Source organism: Sporomusa rhizae, from assembly GCF_041428845.1.
GTDB lineage: Bacteria > Bacillota > Negativicutes > Sporomusales > Sporomusaceae > Sporomusa > Sporomusa rhizae.
Genome location: NZ_CP156925.1, coordinates 2,538,655 through 2,557,405, shown reverse-complemented (window position 1 = coordinate 2,557,405; position 18,751 = coordinate 2,538,655). Strand labels below are relative to the sequence as shown.

The following is an 18,751-nucleotide window of genomic DNA, read 5'->3' as shown; positions in this document are numbered from 1 at the left end:
TTACTCATTAACCTCCTTATCAAGTTTATCAATTTCAGCAAATAAAGCTGTTACAAGTTCACTTTCCGGTACTTTACGAATAATTTCCCCTTTTCTAAATAACAGGCCTTCGCCTTTTCCGCCAGCAATTCCTACATCGGCTTCTTTTGCTTCCCCGGGCCCGTTTACAACGCACCCCATTACTGCTACGGTAATAGGATTTTTAAAGGATTTCAGTTTGTCATCTACCATCTCAGCAATATCTACCAAATTAATTTGGCAACGCCCACATGTTGGACAAGATACTAACGTAGGACCGTATTGTCTTAGCCCCAAAGACTTAAGAATCTCATTGGCCACACGAACCTCTTCTACAGGGTCACCGGTTAAAGAAACTCTGAGAGTATCGCCAATGCCCTGTGCCAATAACGCGCCAATACCTACAGCTGATTTAATGACACCTGAACGTATTGTCCCGGCTTCCGTTATACCAAGATGCAATGGGTAATCAACTGTCTCTGACATAAGCTGGTAAGCACGAATTGTCAAAGGTACGTCATGAGCCTTGAGCGAAATCTTAATATCATTAAAATTGTGCTTTTCCAAAATACGAATATGACTTAAAGCGCTTTCCACCATAGCCTCTGGCGTTGGATGGCCGCCATGCTTTGCCAGCAATTCCTTACTTATTGAGCCGGCATTAACGCCAATACGAATAGGAATTTGACGCTTTTTAGCCTCTTTGACAACCGCTGTCACGTGTTCGTGGTCGCCCATATTGCCCGGATTTAACCGAAGGCCATTAACACCACGTTCCATGGCAGTAAGAGCCAGACGGTAATCAAAATGTATATCAGCAATAAGTGGTACATCTACAAGAGATTTGATTGAACTAATTGCTTCAGCAGCGTTTATATCCGGTACTGCAACCCTAACAATATCGCACCCGGCAGTAAGTAGTTGTTTAATTTGCTCAACAGTAGCTTGAACATTGTCAGTTCTGGTGTTTGTCATAGATTGTACTGATATCGGAGCATTGCCGCCGACAGTAACTTCACCAATTTGAATTGGACGTGTTTTTCTTCGCTGCATACTTCATCACCGGCTTAAAATAATTTTAATCGCGAAATGTCTTTAAAAGTTGCCACAACAAATAAAAGCATTAATAAGGCAAACCCTACCATCTGAATAAATTGCATCTGGTTTTTATTAAGAGGCTTACCTCTAAGACCTTCAACCGCTAATGTAACAACATGCCCGCCATCTAAGACAGGAACAGGTAAAAGATTAATCAAGCCTAAATTAATACTTAAAAAAGCGGCAAATTGCAGTAACGGAATAATCCCCAGCTGCGCAACTTCGCCTGCCATCTGAGCAACACCGATTGGTCCGGCTACATCCGCAGCAACTTTGCCTGTAATCATTTCGCCTATACCAATAAGCATACTTTGTGCCACTAAAAAGGTTTGTTTCGTGGCTAACCCAACAGACTCGAGCGCTCCCGGTTGATATTTATTAATTTGCGGAGTAACACCTATAATTCCCCGTTTACCCTTTTCATCATATTCCGGAGTTAAAATAGCTGTTTTATTGTTTTCACTGCCGCGTGAATAGTTTATCTGGAGTTGTGTACCCGCACTACCTTGAATTACGCTAACAAATTGCCGCCAGGAGTCAATCGGTGTTCCGTTAACCGCTATTACCCTGTCCCCGGGCTGCAGATCTGCCATGGCTGCCGGCTTATCGGTAAAAACATTTCCCAGTATTGGCTCATTGGATGCAGTCTCAATACCTGCACTCATAAAAACGGTAAAAAGCAGTATTACAGGTAAGATAAAATTCATAACTGAACCGGCTACAATAACAAACATTCTCGCCCAAATCGGTTTTGCATTAAATGAACGTTCATCTTGCTCTTCGTCAGGATCCATTCCGGCAATTTTATTAAATCCACCTAATGGAATTATGCGAATAGAATAAATTGTTTCACCGATTTTTTTGCTTACCAGCTTGGGGCCAAAACCTATAGCGAATTCATCTACCCGCATACCGACACTCTTAGCAGTAATAAAATGGCCAAGCTCATGAAATAAGATCAATAATCCAAAAACAAAAATTGTCGCAATAATAGTAGACAATTTTCCACCAACCCTTCAGTATTGGTTACATTTTTGTTAAGTCTTTCACTACCAAAAGCGCATATTGTCGAGCCGATTTATCAGCAGCATGTATTTGCTCTAAATCGGGATTAGCAATAAGTACATGGTTTTCCATAGTATACCTTATTACTTTCGCAATATCAAGAAAAGCAATTTCTGAATTTAAAAAGGCATACACTGCTATTTCATTGGCAGCATTAAAAACACAAGGTAAAGTACCCCCTGTTTCACCAGCCATATATGCTAACTTCAACGCCGGGAAATTGTCTGTATCAGGATTTTCAAAAGTTAGTGCAGATAAAGTAGTAAAATCAAGACGGGGAAAATTGGAAGCTACACGTTCGGGATAAGATAAAGCATATTGAATCGGTAGACGCATATCAGGCATTCCCATCTGCGCTATTACACTACTATCAATAAACTCAACCATAGAATGAATTATACTTTGAGGATGAACACAAACGTCTATCATGTTATAGTCCACACCAAATAGCCATTTTGCTTCGATAACTTCCAGCCCTTTATTAGCTAATGTAGCAGAATCAATAGTGATTTTGCGTCCCATAGACCAATTAGGATGGCGCAAACAATCTTCTATAGTGACATTTTCTAATTCAACTGCCGTACGCCCTCGAAAAGGTCCACCGGACGCCGTTAAGATAATTCGTTTAATGTGTTTACTTTCGTCCCCTTGCAAACATTGAAAAATTGCACAATGCTCACTGTCAACAGGATAAATATTAACATTATTCTCTTTAGCTAGCGACATAACTAACTGACCTGCCGCCACTAAGGTCTCCTTATTAGCTAAAGCAATATTTTTTTTTGCTTTTATGGCAGCAATTGTTGGGTTCAGCCCGGCAAAGCCAACAAGCGATGTTAAAACAGTGTCTGCTTGATTACATGTAGCTGCTTCCAATAGACCTTCTTCACCGGCTACTATTTTTGTTTGGCCTTTATAGCTGCGTACCATACGATCTGCCGCTTGCTTATCTACCAGTACAGCAATTGGAGGCTTAAAATAATCAATCTGCTCCGCCAATAATTTTTCGTTTTGGTAAGCAGCCAGAGCAGCAACTTTATACTTATCCGAGTTAGCGGCAATAACATCCAGCGCTTGAGTACCTATTGATCCGGTACTTCCTAAAATTGAGACATGCTTCATAAGGTATCTCCTGACAAGTTTTTTAAAGGCGATAAGTAGACTTAGCTTCAGACGGGGTTTTAACCCCACCTGAAGGTTAGTCGCCCTTATCCAGGGATTTAGCCACTCATCTGTGCCCGTAGGGGTATAACTCCCGCTTGGAGAAGAAGGAGTCTTAGAGCGGGTTAGTCACAGGATAAAATAGACTTAACTTCCGATGGATTTCCCATTAGAAAGGAATCATAAAATAAAAGCGTTTATGTAGTAATACACAATAGGCACTGAAAACATTATTGCGTCAAAACGATCAAGCACGCCGCCATGTCCAGGCAAAATATTACCAGAGTCTTTTACCCCGCTAAACCTTTTTAACGCAGACTCTACAAGATCTCCTAATGGTGCAACTATTCCTACAAGTAAACCGATTACCAGTAGATGCGTCAATGGCACCGGCGTTATTGAACCTATAGCCATAACACCAACGACGCTCCCAATTAAACCACCAGCAGCCCCTTCATAGGTCTTTCCGGGGCTAACAGCCGGACAGAGTTTGTTTCGCCCTAGCATTGAGCCTACAAAGTAGGCTAAGGTGTCACTGGCCCAAGTGCCAATAAAAGCTAGCCAAAGATAAGCAGCGCCTATTGACAATTCACCAAAGGCTGTAAGTATAAAATCATATTGATCAGTAAAACGAAGTAGTATCAAATGAGAGAATGGTAAACTAATATATAGTGCTCCCAAAATAGTGAAAGCAGCTTCATTAATGCCAAAACTCGCATGGGAAACTACTGTTTTTGCCATAGAGGCTGCAATAACCAGTAATACAACTGCAAGCATTTCTTGCATGTTCCCCAACCACGCACAGCACATAATTAAACCAATCCCTGCAAAACCAATAGCATACTGGACGTTTATATTTTTTACCTGCATCATTTTAAAGAACTCATGCCACGCAACAAGCGCGAGTAATGTTACAGCCATAGCAAATAACCACTGCCCGTAATTAATGACATATATGGCTATCGGTATTCCAATGATTGCTGTTAAAATTCGTGTACCAAGCACAGTATAGGCACCTACCGTTTTTTTGTATTTTTAATTCCGCCAAATCTTCGTTCTCTTTGCTGATAATCGCATATAGCCTGAATTAAATCTACTGGCTTAAAATCAGGCCAATTAGTTTCGGTAAACCAAAATTCAGTATATGCCATTTGCCATAACAAAAAATTACTAATACGAAAATCTCCGCTTGGCCGAATTAACAAGTCTGGCGCAGGAAGATTTGCAGTGTATAAATATTGTTCAATGGTTGAGTCACTAATCTCTTCTATGCTAATTTCTTGTTTTAATACTTTCTCACTAATTATTTTAACAGCACGCGTCAACTCTGCCCGTCCGCCATAGTTTACCGCAAGGTTCAAAACTAAGCCGGTATTGTGAGTTGTTAGCGCCTGAGCTTTTTCAATTTTCTCCTGTAGGGATTTCGATAACCCCTCAATATTTCCGATAAATTTTATCCGTACATTATTTTTATTTAACTCATTAATTTCATTATCAAGATAATCCGCCAGTAGGTTCATAAGTAAACTTACTTCATCTGCTGGCCGCCGCCAGTTTTCCGTAGAAAAAGCATAGGCGGTTAAAACCTGTATCCCAATATTGGAAGCGGCTTTTACAATTTCTCGCAAAGTTTCCGCACCAACTCGATGACCAAAGGTGCGGGGCAATCCCTTTTTCTGCGCCCACCTTCCGTTGCCATCCATGATTATAGCTACATGCTTCGGGACTCTTGAATGGTCAATACCTTCGTAATCGTTATGCTGTTTCGTATCTGATTTACCAAACCACTTCTTCCACACACTAAGCCCTCCGGTAAACTTTAGCTATAGTTATTACCAAAATTATCTCCAATACATAATAATGTTAGCCACCGAATATCAAATTTAAACCCCCTCTTGCGAGGGGGATTTAAATTATTCCGGAGCTTTAATTGCATCACTAGGGCAAACTGCAGCGCAAGCGCCACACTCAACACACTCATCAGTGATAACATAAATGTCACCTTCTTGAATAGCGCCAACCGGGCAGGTAGCGGCGCAGGAACCACATGCAACACAATCTTCTGTAATTTTGTAAGCCATTATTTAGACACCTCCTTTCCCATTTTAGCAGCAGCCATTAAATTTAAAATACCATCAGCATCTAATTGCTGCCTGACAACATAAAGTTCGTCTTCAAGCGGGAAAACATTTCTCGAAGGCTTTGTAACAGTAACTGTATAGTTAATTTTAGCCTGTTCCAACTTGTCGATGACTTGAGTTAACGGTTGCGCAACTGTATCCAAACTGCTACACTTCCATTATTTCTTTTTCTTTTGCAGCCATTACTTGGTCTACTTCTTTAATATACTTATCTGTCAATTTCTGGATGTCATCTTGTGCTTTTTTGGCTTCATCTTCAGAAATTAATTTGTCTTTTTCGCCTTTTTTTATATTGTCATTTGCATCACGCCGCAGATTACGAATAGCGACCCGGCATTCTTCCGCCTTTTTATGTATTACCTTTACAATTTCTGAACGGCGTTCTTGAGTAAGCTGCGGAATTGTCAACCTAATAACCGAACCGTCATTGTTAGGCATTAATCCCAAATCGGATTTTTGAATCGCTTTATCAATCGCGTTCAGCATTGCTTTTTCCCAAGGCTGAATCACAATCATTCTAGGCTCTGGCACAGAAACATTTGCGACCTGGTTAACTGGTGTTGGTGATCCGTAATAATCAACCATAACCTTTTCCAAAAGTGAAGGCGTTGCTCTACCTGCACGCAAACTGCCATACTCTTTCCGCAAAACTTCTAAAGCCTTTTTCATTTTGTCTTCATGGGCAGAATAAATCTCTTTAACGGTCATTTCTTTTCTCCCCCAACGATAGTTCCTATATCTTTGCCTAAAGCGGCTTTTAAGATATTGCCAGGCTCATCGATACTAAATACCACAATTGGAATTTTATTATCCATACAGAGTGAAGTAGCAGTGGAGTCCATTACTCCTAATCCGCGCTGCAAAACTTCGATGTATTCAAGTTCTTTAAACTTTTTAGCGTCCGGATTGTGACGGGGGTCAGAGTCGTACACCCCGTCGGCATTCTTCTTCGCCATTAAAATTACATCTGCTTCGATTTCAGCAGCTCTTAATGCAGCTGTCGTATCTGTGGAGAAATAAGGATTTCCCGTACCGGCGGCAAATATAACTACGCGTCCCTTTTCCATATGCCGTATAGCCCGGCGCCGGATATATGGTTCTGCAACCTGCTGCATATTGATAGCGCTCTGAACCCGGGAGTCAACTCCACAATGTTCTAGTGCATCTTGTAAAGCAAGTGAATTCATAACCGTTGCCAACATCCCCATATAATCAGCAGTTGCACGGTCCATTCCCTTAGCACTGCCAGCAAGGCCACGCCAAATATTACCACCGCCAACTACAATAGCAACATCTAAATTACTTGCCTTAATTTCTTTAACTTCTCTGGCAATAGAGTCTACAACAACAGGGTCTATGCCATAACCTTTATTACCAGCTAATGCTTCGCCACTTAGTTTTAAAATAACGCGTTTATATTTTCCAGCCACCAACAGGGAGAGCCTCCTTTGATTGTATTTCTACAAATACTGTACAAATCCTTTATTTGGATATAACTTTTTTTAGAAAAAAGAGAACACGAAGTGTTCTCTTATTTTTTAACAGCCGCCATTACTTCAGCCGCAAAATCATTAGACTTTTTCTCAATGCCTTCACCTAATTGATATCTGGTAAAGCGGCGAACTGAGATATTTTCACCAATCTTAGCTATACTTTCAGTAATTAGCTGAGTGATTGTTTTATCTGGATCTTTAATAAAAGTCTGCTCCAACAAACAATTTTCTTTATAGTATTTTTCCAGACGGCCTTCAATCATTTTTTCAACGATATGAGCCGGCTTGCCTTCGTTAAGTGCTTGAGCCCGAAGTATTTCTCTCTCATGGTTGAGTATTTCTTCCGGTACTTCCTGACGAGCAACATAGCTTGGGTTAGCTGCTGCTATTTGCATAGCTACATCACGAACTAATCCTTTAAATCCATCTGTTTTGGCAACAAAGTCAGTTTCGCAGTTCACTTCAAGCAACACACCGATGCGTCCGCCACCATGTATGTAAGACTCAACAAGACCCTCAGAAGCTACGCGGCTAGCTTTTTTTGCGGCAGCGGCCAATCCCTTTTCCCGCAAAAGATCAATAGCTTTTTCCATATCTCCATTGGTTTCACCCAGTGCTTTTTTGCAATCCATCATGCCTGCACCAGTACGTTCCCGTAGTTCTTTAACCATTTCAGCCGTTATCATTTCTAATCCTCCTACCTATTATTAAAGGTAAGAGGGCTAAAGCCCCTTACCTTTATTTTGCAATAGTAGTTTACTCTGCCATCTGTTCGCCTTGGCGGCCTTCCAGAACAGCATCGGCAACTTTTGCGGTAAGCAGTTTGACGGCGCGAATAGCGTCATCATTGCCTGGAATTACATAATCAATTTCGTCAGGATCGCAGTTAGTATCAACAATACCGACGATAGGAATGCCTAAATTGCGAGCTTCAGCAACGGCAATCCGTTCTTTGCGAGGATCAATGATGAAAAGAGCCCCCGGCAGTTTATGCATATTTTTAATACCGCCAAGGAATTTTTGCAGCCGTTCCATTTCATGGCGCAAAGTAATAACTTCCTTTTTAGGCAATACTTCGAACATGCCTTTTTCTTCCATATCTTCAAGTTCACGCAGTCTGTTAATGCGTTTTTGAATTGTTTGGAAGTTGGTCAACATACCACCAAGCCATCTTTCGTTGACATAGAACATGTCGCATCTGATAGCTTCTTCTTTAACAGCTTCCTGAGCCTGCTTTTTAGTACCTACAAACAACATAGTTTGTCCCTGGGCAGCTAGGTCGCGTACAAAATTATACGCTTCTTCTACCTTTTTAACTGTTTTTTGCAGGTCAATAATGTAGATACCGTTACGCTCCGTAAATATGTAGGGAGCCATTTTGGGGTTCCATCTTCTGGTTTGATGACCGAAATGTACACCAGCTTCCAGAAGTTGTTTCATAGAAATAACTGACATAAATATACACCTCCTGTTAATTACCGCCGCAATCCGCATTTTTTGCCGACACCAACACTTGGCACAGTGGCAAAATTGAATTGCGTGTGTGATAACACCGAAAAGTAGTATAGCATAACTTTTCCTAGATAACAAGTAAATTTCTATTATTAATTCTATTTTTCGCTTTTTAGTATGCCAACCGACTTATTTTTTATTCAGTTGTAACAGTAACATTACTTCGCCCTTCCCCATACCGGTTGCCTTTGCAATATCAGTTACACTATAGCCTTGATCGTACATCCCAATAATAAGGCGATGTTTCTCAAGGTTAGGTTCTCTATCTACAAGATCATCTTCATCGAATTTATCCGCAACCTCATCATTAACCGCGGCTACTTCCATTCTTAGAGAAGAAACAGGGTTCTCTGCGTCATCAATTTCTATTATTTCGTTTGTATCCTGGCTGTTGCTTTTCTCAAGCTTATTCTTTTCTTTTGGTAAATCTGTTAGTTGTTCTATAATCTTATTGGCATGCTCAACCTGTTGGCTAAGCATGCCAATTTTTTCTTCAGCTTCTTCTAGTAATAGTTCAAGCTGTGCCGCTTCAGCTTCAAGTCGTCTAATAATAGAATCTGCAGTCAATTCAAGCTGCTGATTAAATTCATTTGCCGAAGTAGACGCATTTAAAGTAAACATTTTTATTATCATTTCTTTTTTGTATATAAATAAGAAAGCTAATACCATCACAGTTAGTAATAAAATAATAACACCCGTAAGCAAAACTATCACCTCTGAAACTAGGTTTTTATATCAATAATATGTCCAAGTATAGGATCTCTACCCACTGAATTTTCTGTGTTTTCTTGATCTAACAGTTCTAGGGCCGCAGCTTTGTTAGTTTCCCCCGGGTTATCTTGCCGCTGACTATTGGACTTATCTTTTTGCTCATCCCGTTCGACTTTGCTGCCTTGACTTTTTGTCATTCCCTGAACTTGATGCTGACGCATTTCGGCCGTTTTTTGCATCTGTTCAGCAAATTGTTCCTGTTGGATCGTACTTTGTTGGGCAAGAGAATTTTGTTGTTTCCCCACCTCTGTCGCCTTAGGGATGAGCACTTGCATATCGATTGATCTGATACTCATTTATAAATCACCACCCAATCAAAGATTAGCTGATTGGAGTTTTACTTGTAAGATCCTGTTTTTATTTCACCATCTTCAGCATAGAAGTTTGCAAATTTAACAGAATCCCTAATTGGTCTAACTAAAGTTCCTACTACTAATTTGACTCCGGGATGAACGGTATCTGCTACTTTAATATGTCCATAACGCATCTCTTCCAGAGCTAATTCAATTTCGGCCAGTCGATTTCGCAAAGTCTCGATTTGCCCGATAAGATGAAATTGTGCTTTGGTTAGTTTTAACAACGTTTCCCGTTTATCGGCAGACATCGTCCGTTGGTCCATAGCTCTGAGTATATTTAGCGCTTTTTGAGTTTGGTCTAAATTAAGCTCAAGCTTTTTAATTTCTTTACGTGACTCTTGGTATTCTTCCCGTAACTTAGGATTCACGCCGACTTCTATATCTGTGCTTGTTGCTGAATTAGTACCTATAACTTTTGCTCTAATTTCTTCACCCGCAGATATGTGTCCGCCTACAATAAGACCACGACGCTCTTCAACTATTACCCGCTTCGCGGCACTTACTTTGCTATGTAAAATAACATCACTGACCTTAACGTCTTTTGCCGCATAAACAGTAGCATTTTCAATATATTTTGCGATTACATCTTCAGTTGCCTTGATGTATCCCCGATGCATTCCTTGAATCCCCATGCGGACGATAACATTTTTTCCTTCTACTGTGCCGCCGCTAACATTACCGGCAATCTCAATATTTCCCTCCGCTTTAACAGTAAAACCTGTCTGTACAGATCCTTTAACAATTACGCTGCCGACAAATTCAACATTACCTGTAGATAAATCAACGTCTCCCTTAATCTCGATAAGAGGTATTACACTTACTTTATTGTTGGCAATAAGAAGTTGCCCAGCCTGAGCAGCAAGTACCTTTAATCCCTCTGCGGCGTAAACATTTTTTCCCAGAGGCAAAACTACATCTCTACCCGGTTTGGCCGAGACTTCCTTGCCTAAAATATCCATTCCGGGTGTTCCAGACGTCGCAGGTATTTTCTCAGCCAATAATTCATCTTTTTGCACAGTAGTAAACATGTTAAGATTTTTAAAATCGACTCGGCCATCCTCTAATTCTACAGGCCTTCCCTTGCTTTCTAAATCGATTAAATAGGTAATACTAGCATTTGTACCATCAACCGGACGTAAGCCTTTGGCAATAACCACTTCAATGCCAGGTTTCTCAAGTGATAGTTGTACTGCTTCACTATCAAGGCCATAAACAATACCCGCTTTACTTATTTTTTCATTAACATCCTCAATAGTAACTGGTTTACAGCCTTTGGGCGCAATAATTTCCATTGTTGCTTCCATTCTGTCTTTAGAGACTGTAACATGAATCTCAGACTCCGGCTGAACGGGTTTATCTGCAACCTTAACAGGAGTACCTAAAGCTTCCTTTACTACTCTTACAAGCAATACATTATCGACTTTGCCAATACCCCGGCTTTCCAAGGCCTCTAACAGTTGGGGTATCTTTACTGGATTTCCAGTCCCTTGTGGAGGATAAACAACTAAAAAAACGCCATCTTCATCAATAGAAATGTTAAAATATCCATCAAGTGAACTAATCTTACCCTCTGTTTCTTCTAAAAAACGCTCATTTTCACTCATACGTTTGTCCCCCATCAATTTACAAGAATCATAAAACTCAAATCATTTTAAATAAAACTTGATTTTAATTTTGATAAAGCACCACGCAACCGAAAAATAGCTTTAGTATGCAGCTGCGAAATACGAGCTTCAGAAAGTTTTAGTATTAAACTAATTTCTTTTAGTGTTAATCCATCATAATAGTAAAGACTAACTACCAAACGTTCCTTTTCTGGCAGCTTGTCAATACTTTTTGCTAACATATCTTTTACTTCTTGTTCTTCGATGTGTTGGGAAGGATTGGGCGTATGCTGCGAAGCTATCTCTGTTCTAGCAAACTCTTCTAATGGAATAAGAGTACTGGCATTGAGATGATTAATAAGCGTATAAAGTTCATTGAGTGGAATTTTCATTGCCATTGCAATCTCTTCGTCTTTTACCGAACGACCAAGAGCACTTTCTAACTTTGCAACCGTTTGTTCATATTGCTTAGCCTTTTGACGAATTGCTGCAGGAATCCAATCCTGGGCCCGAAGTGAATCAAGAATAGCTCCTCTAACTCTAACTACTGCATATGTCTCAAACTTAACCCCTCTGTTTGTATCAAAGCGCTCAATAGCTTCCATAAGACCAAAAAAGCCATTACTAATTAAATCATCTTTATCTACATGCTGGGGCAGACTGACTGCAATACGGCCCGCCACTATTTTGACTAACGGCAGATAATTCTCAATAAGCTTCTCCCGTATTTCTAAGCTTCTGTTACTATGATACTCCCGCCAAAGTTTGAGTGTATTGGCAGCCTTCTCATCAGCATTGTTACCTGCCATTGGCGCTTACCCCTCCATTCTTACTTTTGCGTTAGCGTTATATTTTCAAAATTATCCGGACTCAGGGGTTTAAATTCTGAAACAGGCAATTCGGCTTCCTGGTCAACATTCGCTATAATGTCGAGATTTTGTCCCATCATTTCTGGTTTATCTACTTCTTGCTGTAAAAAGTGTTCTGCAAACTGTCCACATATATAACCTAAAACTGAGAAAAGAACCAGTGAAACCAACGTCCGGTATAATATGGCAGTAGTTGCAATACCATTGGAAAAACCGACCAATATAGTTAAAATACTGGTGGCAAATGCAAAAACTAAACTAACTCGCAACTTTAGTGCCATAATTACTCCTCCAAATTACAGTTCTTTTTCACCTTTATCAATAGTTTTCACCCTAAAAATACCAGTATCTAACTTAAGTTCTACAGTTCGTCCATAGTTTCCGCCTGTGTCTTCTGCTAATAAACGTATTTCAAGCTTTTTTAGAATCAATCGCACTGCCTCTGAGTTGCGTTCACCCACACGCATAATATCAGTGGTATTAGTAAAAGTAAACATTTGGGCTCCACCGGCAATTTTGGCAGTAACACGTGATTTAACAGCACCTAATTTAATAATTTCATTCAGCATTAAAGGCAACGCAGTATCTGCAAACTTGGCAGGATTATCGCTAGCCCGAGCCTGAGTGCTGTCAGGCAACATAATATGCGCTAACCCACCTACTTTAGCAACCGGATCAAATAGGGCAATTCCCACACAAGATCCTAATCCATAACTAATTAAACTAGCAGGATTACGCCCCACCTTGTAATCAGCCATTCCGACTTTAATGAGTTCCGCCATTATTCCTTCACCCCGATTGCCGCCAAAATTGTATTGAGGGAGCCGGGATCAGGAATAAGGAAAAAATGTCCTTTTACACCATCATTATCTGTTGTAAACTCAGTCTCTATTACCAACGCATGATCACCCATTTGTCCTAATTGAATCAGAATAACACTTAATATAGCTCCGGCCATATCAATAGCTAAAGCCGGAATAGATGGTAATAAAGTTAATTTGGTAAAGTGAGATAACGCATTTAAATAGGCCCCTGCTAAAATATTACCAATCTCCATTAAGGCTGATTCATCCATTGAATTAAGAAGCTGAGTCTCACCTTGAGCACGCCCCATTAGCATATCTACCAAATAGAAAGCACTTTCACGGGGAAGGAGAAATAAGATACTACCAGGTGCCGGACCAAAAACTCTAAGATAAACACCTGCAACCATTGCATCAGGCCCACCAACTACCTCAGGCACTTCGCCTAATGGAAGAATAGAGACCTCAGGTACGGTCATATCAATTTTGTGGTTAATGATTTGAGATAGTGCAGTTGCTGCGTTACCAGCACCAACATTACCAATTTCCCTTAAAGCATCAAGCTGCAGCGGGGAAAGTTTTAATATATCTTCAGACAAATTTCGCCCCCCCTTTGATAACTGAACCTAGTTAGCTTGCTTTAACTTCCTGACCAATACCAATAATTGCATCAGCATTAAGTAAAATTAAAAGTCGGTTTTCCATTTTTCCCACGCCACTTAAATAATCAGCTGCAATTCCTCCGACTACGTCTTGTGGCGGTTCAATACTCGCCTGGTCAATGGTAGTCACTTCTGAGACTGCGTCGACAATCATACCTACAGTTACATCTTCTACTTTTATAATGACTATTCTTGTATCTTCGGTATAATCTTGTGGTGGCAAATTGAGCCTTTTCTTTAAATCAATAACAGGTAAAACACTGCCGCGCAAGTTCATAACTCCCTTAATATAATCGGGAGAATGAGGTACACGCGTAATTTCTGTTATCCGTTTGATTTCCTGAACCTGCAGAATGCTAATACCATATTCTTCTCTACCCAGCTTGAAAACTACTAACTGAATTTCGTTCCCGGAATACGTTAGTTCAGACATGATTTTCCCTCCCGCTTATTGCTTCAATGCGCCGACATCCAGGATAAGTGCTACCTGGCCGTTGCCTAAAATAGTAGCACCAGCAATAACTTTAATACCAGCCAACAGTTTGCCCATAGATTTTATTACTATTTCTTGCTGTCCAATAAGTGTATCAACAATAATTCCGGCACGATGTTCGCCCATATGTACAATAACGACAAATAACTCGTCCTGAGTATCGCTAGTAATTTCTGGGACATTAAGCACATTTGCCAAACGAACTATAGGAATAATCTGCCCTCTAAGAAGAATTACCTCTTGATTTTGGATAGTTTTAATATCTTGCGGAGTAATATTAATAGTACTATCAATGGTACCAAGCGGAATAGCGTAAATCTCTTCACAAACTTTTACTAACAACGCCTGGATAATTGCTAAGGTTAGCGGTAACCGAATCTTAAATTTACTACCTTCATTAATTTTTGTCTCGACGTCCACCATGCCGCCCAAAGATTCAATTTTAGTTTTTACGGCATCCATTCCTACCCCGCGCCCAGATACATCTGTAACTGTTTCTGCGGTAGAAAATCCTGGTAAGAAAACAAGTCTGATCGCTTCAGAAGGTTCAAGTTTCTCAGCTTCCGCTTGGGTAATAAGTCCCTTTTCCACGGCCTTCTGTTTAATGATATCAGCATTAATACCTTTACCGTCATCTTCAACCATAATAATGACGTTGTTGCCTTCATGCCGGGCAATCAGTCGAATCTCTCCGACCGGGTTTTTACCCTTCGCTTGTCGCTCTGCCGGATGTTCAACACCATGATCAATGGAGTTTCTCAAAAGATGAACTAAAGGATCACCAATCTCGTCTATTACGGTACGATCAAGTTCAGTTTCCTCACCTTGGATAATAAGGTTTACTTCTTTATTCAATTCCCGTGATAAGTCGCGTACCATACGGGGAAAACGATTAAATACTTGTCCGACTGGTACCATACGAACTTTCATAACTACTGCCTGTAAATCAGTAGTTACTCGATCCATCTGCTCGATAGTCTCAACAAGTTCTGTTAGCCGGTGTGTTAATCCGATTTGTTCAAGTCTGGTTTTATTAATAACCAACTCGCCTACAAGATTTAACAAGCTATCAAGTTTATCAATATCAACCCTTACAGATTGACCACTCTTAAGTTTTTTATCAGGAGTCGAAGCCGTGTTTTCATTTGAAGATTTTTCAACCTTATTTACAGTAGGTTTTTTATCTGCTTTATTAGCAGGTGCAAGTTCAGGCTGAGAAACCGAAACTGTAGTCTTTTTAGGAGCAGTTTCTAAAATAGCAGACGGAACAACCACCACTTCTTCAACTTCTGAAATATTGGTAACGGTAGCTTCAATTTTTTCAGAGTCGACAGCAGTTAAGAGAACAACTTGGAAACTATAATCAAAGTTTTCCTTCTCTAGTTCCTCAACAGCGGGTATGCTTTTAATGACTTCACCGAGTTCTTCTAAAGCATTCATTACCATGTAGGCTCTTGCGGATCTTAGTAAGCATCCGTTCCGAAGCCTTACATGAATTTCATAGCATTCAATCCCCTGCTTTTTAGCAGCTTTAACAACATTGACTTCAGTATCATCTAATTTTATAGTTTCGACTGAATTGGATTCTACTACTTCTTCTTGCTCTAATTCAGGTTGTGCCTGTTGAACCTTAGGTTCCGCAGAAAATTCACCTTTAGCAATAGCTGAAAGCTTAGAAATTAATGGTTTAATTTCAATCGTTGCATCAGAATTTGAAGCTACACTCTCAACCAGCTGTTCTAACGTATCAACACACTTAAATAAAACATCGGTAATATCGTCGTTGGCAAGAAGTGCGCCCTTACGTAATAAATCAAGAACATTTTCCATTTCATGCGTTAGCTCGGCTATGGTAGTAAATCCCATAGTAGCAGACATGCCTTTTATGGTATGAGCACTTCTAAATATTTCGTCAAGTACAGCCAAACTACCGGGGTCGTTTTCAAGATCGAGCAAACAATTGTTCAAAGTCTGCAAATGCTCACGTGATTCTTCCAAAAACATTCCCATGTACTGATTAATGTCCATTCCTCTACACCCCCGTATACATCTTATGGTTATTGCTTAGATAAGGCTCTAAGTATTTCAGCGGCTATACCAGTAATAGGCGCAGTTTTGTCCACTACTCCCATTTCAATAGCTGACTTAGGCATTCCGTATACAACTGCTGTTGATTGATCCTCGGCTATAGTCTGACCATTTTGCTGTTTTATCGCTTGGATACCTTTAGCCCCGTCATGGCCCATACCAGTCAAAATGACGCCTATTGTTTTGCTGCCAAAGACCCGGGCTACCGATTCCATCATGGGATCTACCGCTGGTCTGTGACCGCCAATTGGCGGATTCTGATTAAGCTTAACAACAGCTTTTCCACCTTCCCTCTCAATCAACATATGATAATCCCCCGGCGCAATCAGGACAAGTCCAGGGCGAATAACATCATTCTGTTCTGCCTCTTTAACCGTCACTGAGGACAAGGAATTTAATCTGTCCGCTAACGACTTAGTAAATCCCGGCGGCATATGTTGTACAACAAGAACTCCACAAGGAATATTGCCCGGAAGCTTAGTTATCACTTCTTGCAACGCTCTAGGCCCGCCTGTAGACGTTCCAATAGCAACAATGCGTTCATCTTGCAGTCCCATAGGTGTTGAATGGGTTTTCTGAAGTAAAGATACCGTACTGGTAGCCCGAGCTTTTGTAAGTTGAAGAACATTAGCGCGAGCTGCAGCCCGGCACTTATTTAATATTTCATTTTTTATCCCCGAAACACTAGAAATAGGTCCTGCCGTCTTGGCAATAAAATCGACGGCTCCTAATTCCAGTGCCTGAAGCGTAGCTACAGCACCAGCTTGTGTTAAGCTGCTTATCATAACAACTGGTGTAGGGCATTCCTTCATAACTAATTCTAACGCCTTAAGGCCATCCATAATTGGCATTTCAACGTCCATTGTGACTAAATCCGGTTTAAGCTTTTTTACCTTATCAACGGCTTCTTTGCCATTACGGGCAGTATCAATAACAGTAAAATCAGCTTCACCAGCAAATAAGTCACTTAAAAGCTTACGCATAAATACAGAGTCGTCAACAACAAGTAATCTTATCATAAATTCACCACCACACTCTGTAGTTACTCTAGACCTTTGCGGCGTTGCTCAAGCTGCTTTTTAAATATAAACTTAATAATATTGCCACGGTCTCTCTCACTAATTTCAAGAAATTTAATTCCCACCCAAAATAATACACGGTCCGGTTGTGGCTGCTGCACTCTAACAACTTCGCTTTTCAGAGTGATTGCTCCAATATCTTGGTAATCAACGGTTACCAATAATTTACTACCAATCTGCCACTCATTGGTAGTGGCAATTTGAATGCCGCCACCACTAATATCTTTGGTAACAGCATTAATTACTGGTTCATCAATGACTTGACCATCTTCCATCTTAGCAATTTGCACAGGCAGTGCTACATCAAGCCTTACAAAAGCTCTTTGTTGGATCTTTTTTATATTATAGGGTACAGCAACAATCCAAATAGGTAATGGATTTATTTGTTTAGCAAGTAAAGCACTGGTAAATTCAAATGCCAAACTGTTTATCACCGTACGGCCGAAAAAGATCTCACCCCGGCGCATCAACACCGGTAGGCCTTTGCTCATCGGCATGGCAATAGTCATATTTTCGGTAGTAATATCTTCAATACGACTGCGATATTGCTCAGCAAGGCCATCTCGCCCGGGAACTATAATTTCAATTCGCTGATTGACTTTGAAAATTTCTTCCAGCTTAATACTAATGTTAACCCCCCCTCATTTTGAGGAATCTAATACATATATTCTAAAAATTTATGGAAAAATCCTCTCATACCACGAGGCTGCTGAATATTTTCACCATAAAGCATCCGTTGAGCAATACTTTCAATACAACGGGACGAAATTGCGTCCGGAAAAGATACCAGCAGTGGTATTTGATTTTTTACGGCTTTTACCATTTTTCTGTCCTCATAAACATAGCCTAGGCTATTGATTGATAAATCGAGAAATCGTTGCGAAACTCGCATTAATTTATCAACAACCAGCTGTCCTTCGTCTCTATCTAAAATACGATTAACTACTAGCCTTAAAGGCGCCTGGCCACTTTGCCCGGCATAAGCTTTCATCATTGCATAAGCGTCAGTAATGGCTGTAGGTTCAGGTGTTGTAATAATAATAACTTCATCAGCAGCCATAACAAAATTTAATACATTGCGACTCAAGCCAGCCCCTGTATCAATAAGAATAAAGTCGGCCCAATTATCAAATAACGATATTTGTGCTATTATATGCTTCAAGTTGGCATCACTCAGGTTAGCTAATTGATAGATGCCTGAACCGCCGGCCATAAACTTAATACCGCGTGGTCCCTCAGTAACAACATCCGAGATATTTAGTCCATCTTCTAATAAATTGAGAATATTATATGGCGCGGAACAGCCTAAAATAACTTCCACATTAGCCATCCCCAAGTCGGCATCAATAACTAATACCTTTTGTTCAAGAGCAGCTAAGGCCAATGCTAAATTTACGGTAAAATTAGTTTTTCCTACGCCGCCTTTTCCACTAGTAACTGTAATTACCCGGCTTTTAGGCGTTTGTTTTATAATTGGACTTTTCGGGATTGAGGATTTTAGTGTCATTTGACGTAATTTCTCAGCTTGATCACACATA

General features: G+C 40.3%; 23 protein-coding genes. All 23 read right to left on the bottom strand.

What is annotated here, in order from left to right; translation table 11 throughout:
- Positions 1–1,071 carry a flavodoxin-dependent (E)-4-hydroxy-3-methylbut-2-enyl-diphosphate synthase gene (gene ispG, locus SRRS_RS11885; protein ID WP_371369047.1) on the bottom strand — a complete coding sequence of 357 codons (1,071 nt, stop codon included), beginning with the start codon at positions 1,069–1,071 and terminating at the stop codon, positions 1–3.
- Positions 1,072–1,085: 14 nt separating this feature from the next.
- Positions 1,086–2,117 (bottom strand): RIP metalloprotease RseP, encoded by a 1,032-nt coding sequence (gene rseP / locus SRRS_RS11880; RefSeq protein WP_371369046.1) that lies wholly within the window; start codon positions 2,115–2,117, stop codon positions 1,086–1,088.
- A gap of 25 nt (positions 2,118–2,142) precedes the next feature.
- Positions 2,143–3,303, bottom strand: a complete 1,161-nt coding sequence (locus SRRS_RS11875) for a 1-deoxy-D-xylulose-5-phosphate reductoisomerase (RefSeq protein ID WP_371369044.1) — start codon at positions 3,301–3,303, stop codon at positions 2,143–2,145.
- A 219-nt stretch (positions 3,304–3,522) separates the two neighbouring features.
- On the bottom strand, positions 3,523–4,347 hold the full coding sequence (locus tag SRRS_RS11870; RefSeq protein ID WP_371369042.1) for a phosphatidate cytidylyltransferase: 825 nt from the start codon (positions 4,345–4,347) through the stop codon (positions 3,523–3,525).
- 11 nt (positions 4,348–4,358) lie between these two features.
- Positions 4,359–5,141 (bottom strand): isoprenyl transferase, encoded by a 783-nt coding sequence (locus tag SRRS_RS11865; RefSeq protein WP_371369041.1) that lies wholly within the window; start codon positions 5,139–5,141, stop codon positions 4,359–4,361.
- A gap of 114 nt (positions 5,142–5,255) precedes the next feature.
- Positions 5,256–5,423, bottom strand: coding sequence for a DUF362 domain-containing protein (locus SRRS_RS11860; RefSeq protein ID WP_371369040.1), 168 nt, complete (start codon positions 5,421–5,423; stop codon positions 5,256–5,258).
- Positions 5,423–5,626 (bottom strand): hypothetical protein, encoded by a 204-nt coding sequence (locus SRRS_RS11855; protein WP_371369038.1) that lies wholly within the window; start codon positions 5,624–5,626, stop codon positions 5,423–5,425. Before SRRS_RS11855 ends, SRRS_RS11860 begins: the two co-directional genes overlap by 1 nt.
- A gap of 4 nt (positions 5,627–5,630) precedes the next feature.
- Positions 5,631–6,191 carry a ribosome recycling factor gene (frr, locus tag SRRS_RS11850; protein WP_371369036.1) on the bottom strand — a complete coding sequence of 187 codons (561 nt, stop codon included), beginning with the start codon at positions 6,189–6,191 and terminating at the stop codon, positions 5,631–5,633.
- Positions 6,188–6,916, bottom strand: a complete 729-nt coding sequence (gene pyrH, locus SRRS_RS11845) for a UMP kinase (RefSeq protein ID WP_371369034.1) — start codon at positions 6,914–6,916, stop codon at positions 6,188–6,190. Before pyrH ends, frr begins: the two co-directional genes overlap by 4 nt.
- 98 nt (positions 6,917–7,014) lie before the next feature.
- Positions 7,015–7,662 (bottom strand): translation elongation factor Ts, encoded by a 648-nt coding sequence (gene tsf / locus SRRS_RS11840; RefSeq protein WP_371369032.1) that lies wholly within the window; start codon positions 7,660–7,662, stop codon positions 7,015–7,017.
- A 70-nt stretch (positions 7,663–7,732) separates the two neighbouring features.
- Complete coding sequence (rpsB, locus tag SRRS_RS11835; protein ID WP_371369030.1) at positions 7,733–8,431, bottom strand: 30S ribosomal protein S2; 699 nt, start codon at positions 8,429–8,431, stop codon at positions 7,733–7,735.
- 186 nt (positions 8,432–8,617) lie between these two features.
- On the bottom strand, positions 8,618–9,193 hold the full coding sequence (locus tag SRRS_RS11830) for a DUF6115 domain-containing protein (protein ID WP_371369028.1): 576 nt from the start codon (positions 9,191–9,193) through the stop codon (positions 8,618–8,620).
- A gap of 17 nt (positions 9,194–9,210) precedes the next feature.
- On the bottom strand, positions 9,211–9,555 hold the full coding sequence (locus SRRS_RS11825; RefSeq protein ID WP_371369026.1) for a hypothetical protein: 345 nt from the start codon (positions 9,553–9,555) through the stop codon (positions 9,211–9,213).
- Positions 9,556–9,596: 41 nt separating this feature from the next.
- Positions 9,597–11,219 (bottom strand): DUF342 domain-containing protein, encoded by a 1,623-nt coding sequence (locus SRRS_RS11820; protein ID WP_371369024.1) that lies wholly within the window; start codon positions 11,217–11,219, stop codon positions 9,597–9,599.
- A gap of 47 nt (positions 11,220–11,266) precedes the next feature.
- Positions 11,267–12,028 carry a FliA/WhiG family RNA polymerase sigma factor gene (locus tag SRRS_RS11815; protein WP_371369021.1) on the bottom strand — a complete coding sequence of 254 codons (762 nt, stop codon included), beginning with the start codon at positions 12,026–12,028 and terminating at the stop codon, positions 11,267–11,269.
- Positions 12,029–12,048: 20 nt separating this feature from the next.
- A complete protein-coding gene (locus tag SRRS_RS11810; RefSeq protein ID WP_371369019.1) occupies positions 12,049–12,369 on the bottom strand; it encodes a hypothetical protein in 321 nt (106 codons plus the stop codon).
- Positions 12,370–12,384: 15 nt separating this feature from the next.
- The gene (locus SRRS_RS11805; protein ID WP_371369017.1) at positions 12,385–12,870 is read right to left on the bottom strand and encodes a chemotaxis protein CheD; all 486 of its coding nucleotides are present in this window, start codon (positions 12,868–12,870) and stop codon (positions 12,385–12,387) included.
- Entirely contained in the window at positions 12,870–13,490 is a 621-nt protein-coding gene (locus tag SRRS_RS11800) for a chemotaxis protein CheC (RefSeq protein ID WP_371369014.1), read from the bottom strand. Before SRRS_RS11800 ends, SRRS_RS11805 begins: the two co-directional genes overlap by 1 nt.
- 31 nt (positions 13,491–13,521) lie before the next feature.
- Positions 13,522–13,986: a chemotaxis protein CheW gene (locus SRRS_RS11795; protein ID WP_371369012.1), complete on the bottom strand. Its 465-nt coding sequence runs from the start codon at positions 13,984–13,986 to the stop codon at positions 13,522–13,524.
- A 15-nt stretch (positions 13,987–14,001) separates the two neighbouring features.
- A complete protein-coding gene (locus tag SRRS_RS11790) occupies positions 14,002–16,074 on the bottom strand; it encodes a chemotaxis protein CheW (protein ID WP_371369010.1) in 2,073 nt (690 codons plus the stop codon).
- 29 nt (positions 16,075–16,103) lie between these two features.
- Complete coding sequence (locus SRRS_RS11785) at positions 16,104–17,153, bottom strand: chemotaxis response regulator protein-glutamate methylesterase (RefSeq protein WP_371369009.1); 1,050 nt, start codon at positions 17,151–17,153, stop codon at positions 16,104–16,106.
- Between the two features lie 23 nt (positions 17,154–17,176).
- A complete protein-coding gene (locus SRRS_RS11780) occupies positions 17,177–17,821 on the bottom strand; it encodes a flagellar brake protein (protein ID WP_371369806.1) in 645 nt (214 codons plus the stop codon).
- 47 nt (positions 17,822–17,868) lie between these two features.
- Positions 17,869–18,750: a MinD/ParA family protein gene (locus SRRS_RS11775; protein ID WP_371369008.1), complete on the bottom strand. Its 882-nt coding sequence runs from the start codon at positions 18,748–18,750 to the stop codon at positions 17,869–17,871.
- Position 18,751: the final 1 nt, after the last annotated feature.

Excerpts from the sequence above, each read along its gene's own strand:
- SRRS_RS11825 (WP_371369026.1), bottom strand. The coding sequence starts at position 9,555 with ATGAGTATCAGATCAATCGATATGCAAGTGCTCATCCCTAAGGCGACA.
- rpsB (WP_371369030.1), bottom strand. The coding sequence starts at position 8,431 with ATGTCAGTTATTTCTATGAAACAACTTCTGGAAGCTGGTGTACATTTC.
- ispG (WP_371369047.1), bottom strand. The coding sequence starts at position 1,071 with ATGCAGCGAAGAAAAACACGTCCAATTCAAATTGGTGAAGTTACTGTC.
- SRRS_RS11815 (WP_371369021.1), bottom strand. The coding sequence starts at position 12,028 with ATGGCAGGTAACAATGCTGATGAGAAGGCTGCCAATACACTCAAACTT.
- SRRS_RS11810 (WP_371369019.1), bottom strand. The coding sequence starts at position 12,369 with ATGGCACTAAAGTTGCGAGTTAGTTTAGTTTTTGCATTTGCCACCAGT.
- SRRS_RS11860 (WP_371369040.1), bottom strand. The coding sequence starts at position 5,423 with ATGGCTTACAAAATTACAGAAGATTGTGTTGCATGTGGTTCCTGCGCC.
- SRRS_RS11820 (WP_371369024.1), bottom strand. The coding sequence starts at position 11,219 with ATGAGTGAAAATGAGCGTTTTTTAGAAGAAACAGAGGGTAAGATTAGT.
- SRRS_RS11775 (WP_371369008.1), bottom strand. The coding sequence starts at position 18,750 with ATGTGTGATCAAGCTGAGAAATTACGTCAAATGACACTAAAATCCTCA.
- SRRS_RS11875 (WP_371369044.1), bottom strand. The coding sequence starts at position 3,303 with ATGAAGCATGTCTCAATTTTAGGAAGTACCGGATCAATAGGTACTCAA.
- SRRS_RS11805 (WP_371369017.1), bottom strand. The coding sequence starts at position 12,870 with ATGGCGGAACTCATTAAAGTCGGAATGGCTGATTACAAGGTGGGGCGT.
- SRRS_RS11785 (WP_371369009.1), bottom strand. The coding sequence starts at position 17,153 with ATGATAAGATTACTTGTTGTTGACGACTCTGTATTTATGCGTAAGCTT.
- frr (WP_371369036.1), bottom strand. The coding sequence starts at position 6,191 with ATGACCGTTAAAGAGATTTATTCTGCCCATGAAGACAAAATGAAAAAG.
- SRRS_RS11790 (WP_371369010.1), bottom strand. The coding sequence starts at position 16,074 with ATGGACATTAATCAGTACATGGGAATGTTTTTGGAAGAATCACGTGAG.
- SRRS_RS11795 (WP_371369012.1), bottom strand. The coding sequence starts at position 13,986 with ATGTCTGAACTAACGTATTCCGGGAACGAAATTCAGTTAGTAGTTTTC.
- tsf (WP_371369032.1), bottom strand. The coding sequence starts at position 7,662 with ATGATAACGGCTGAAATGGTTAAAGAACTACGGGAACGTACTGGTGCA.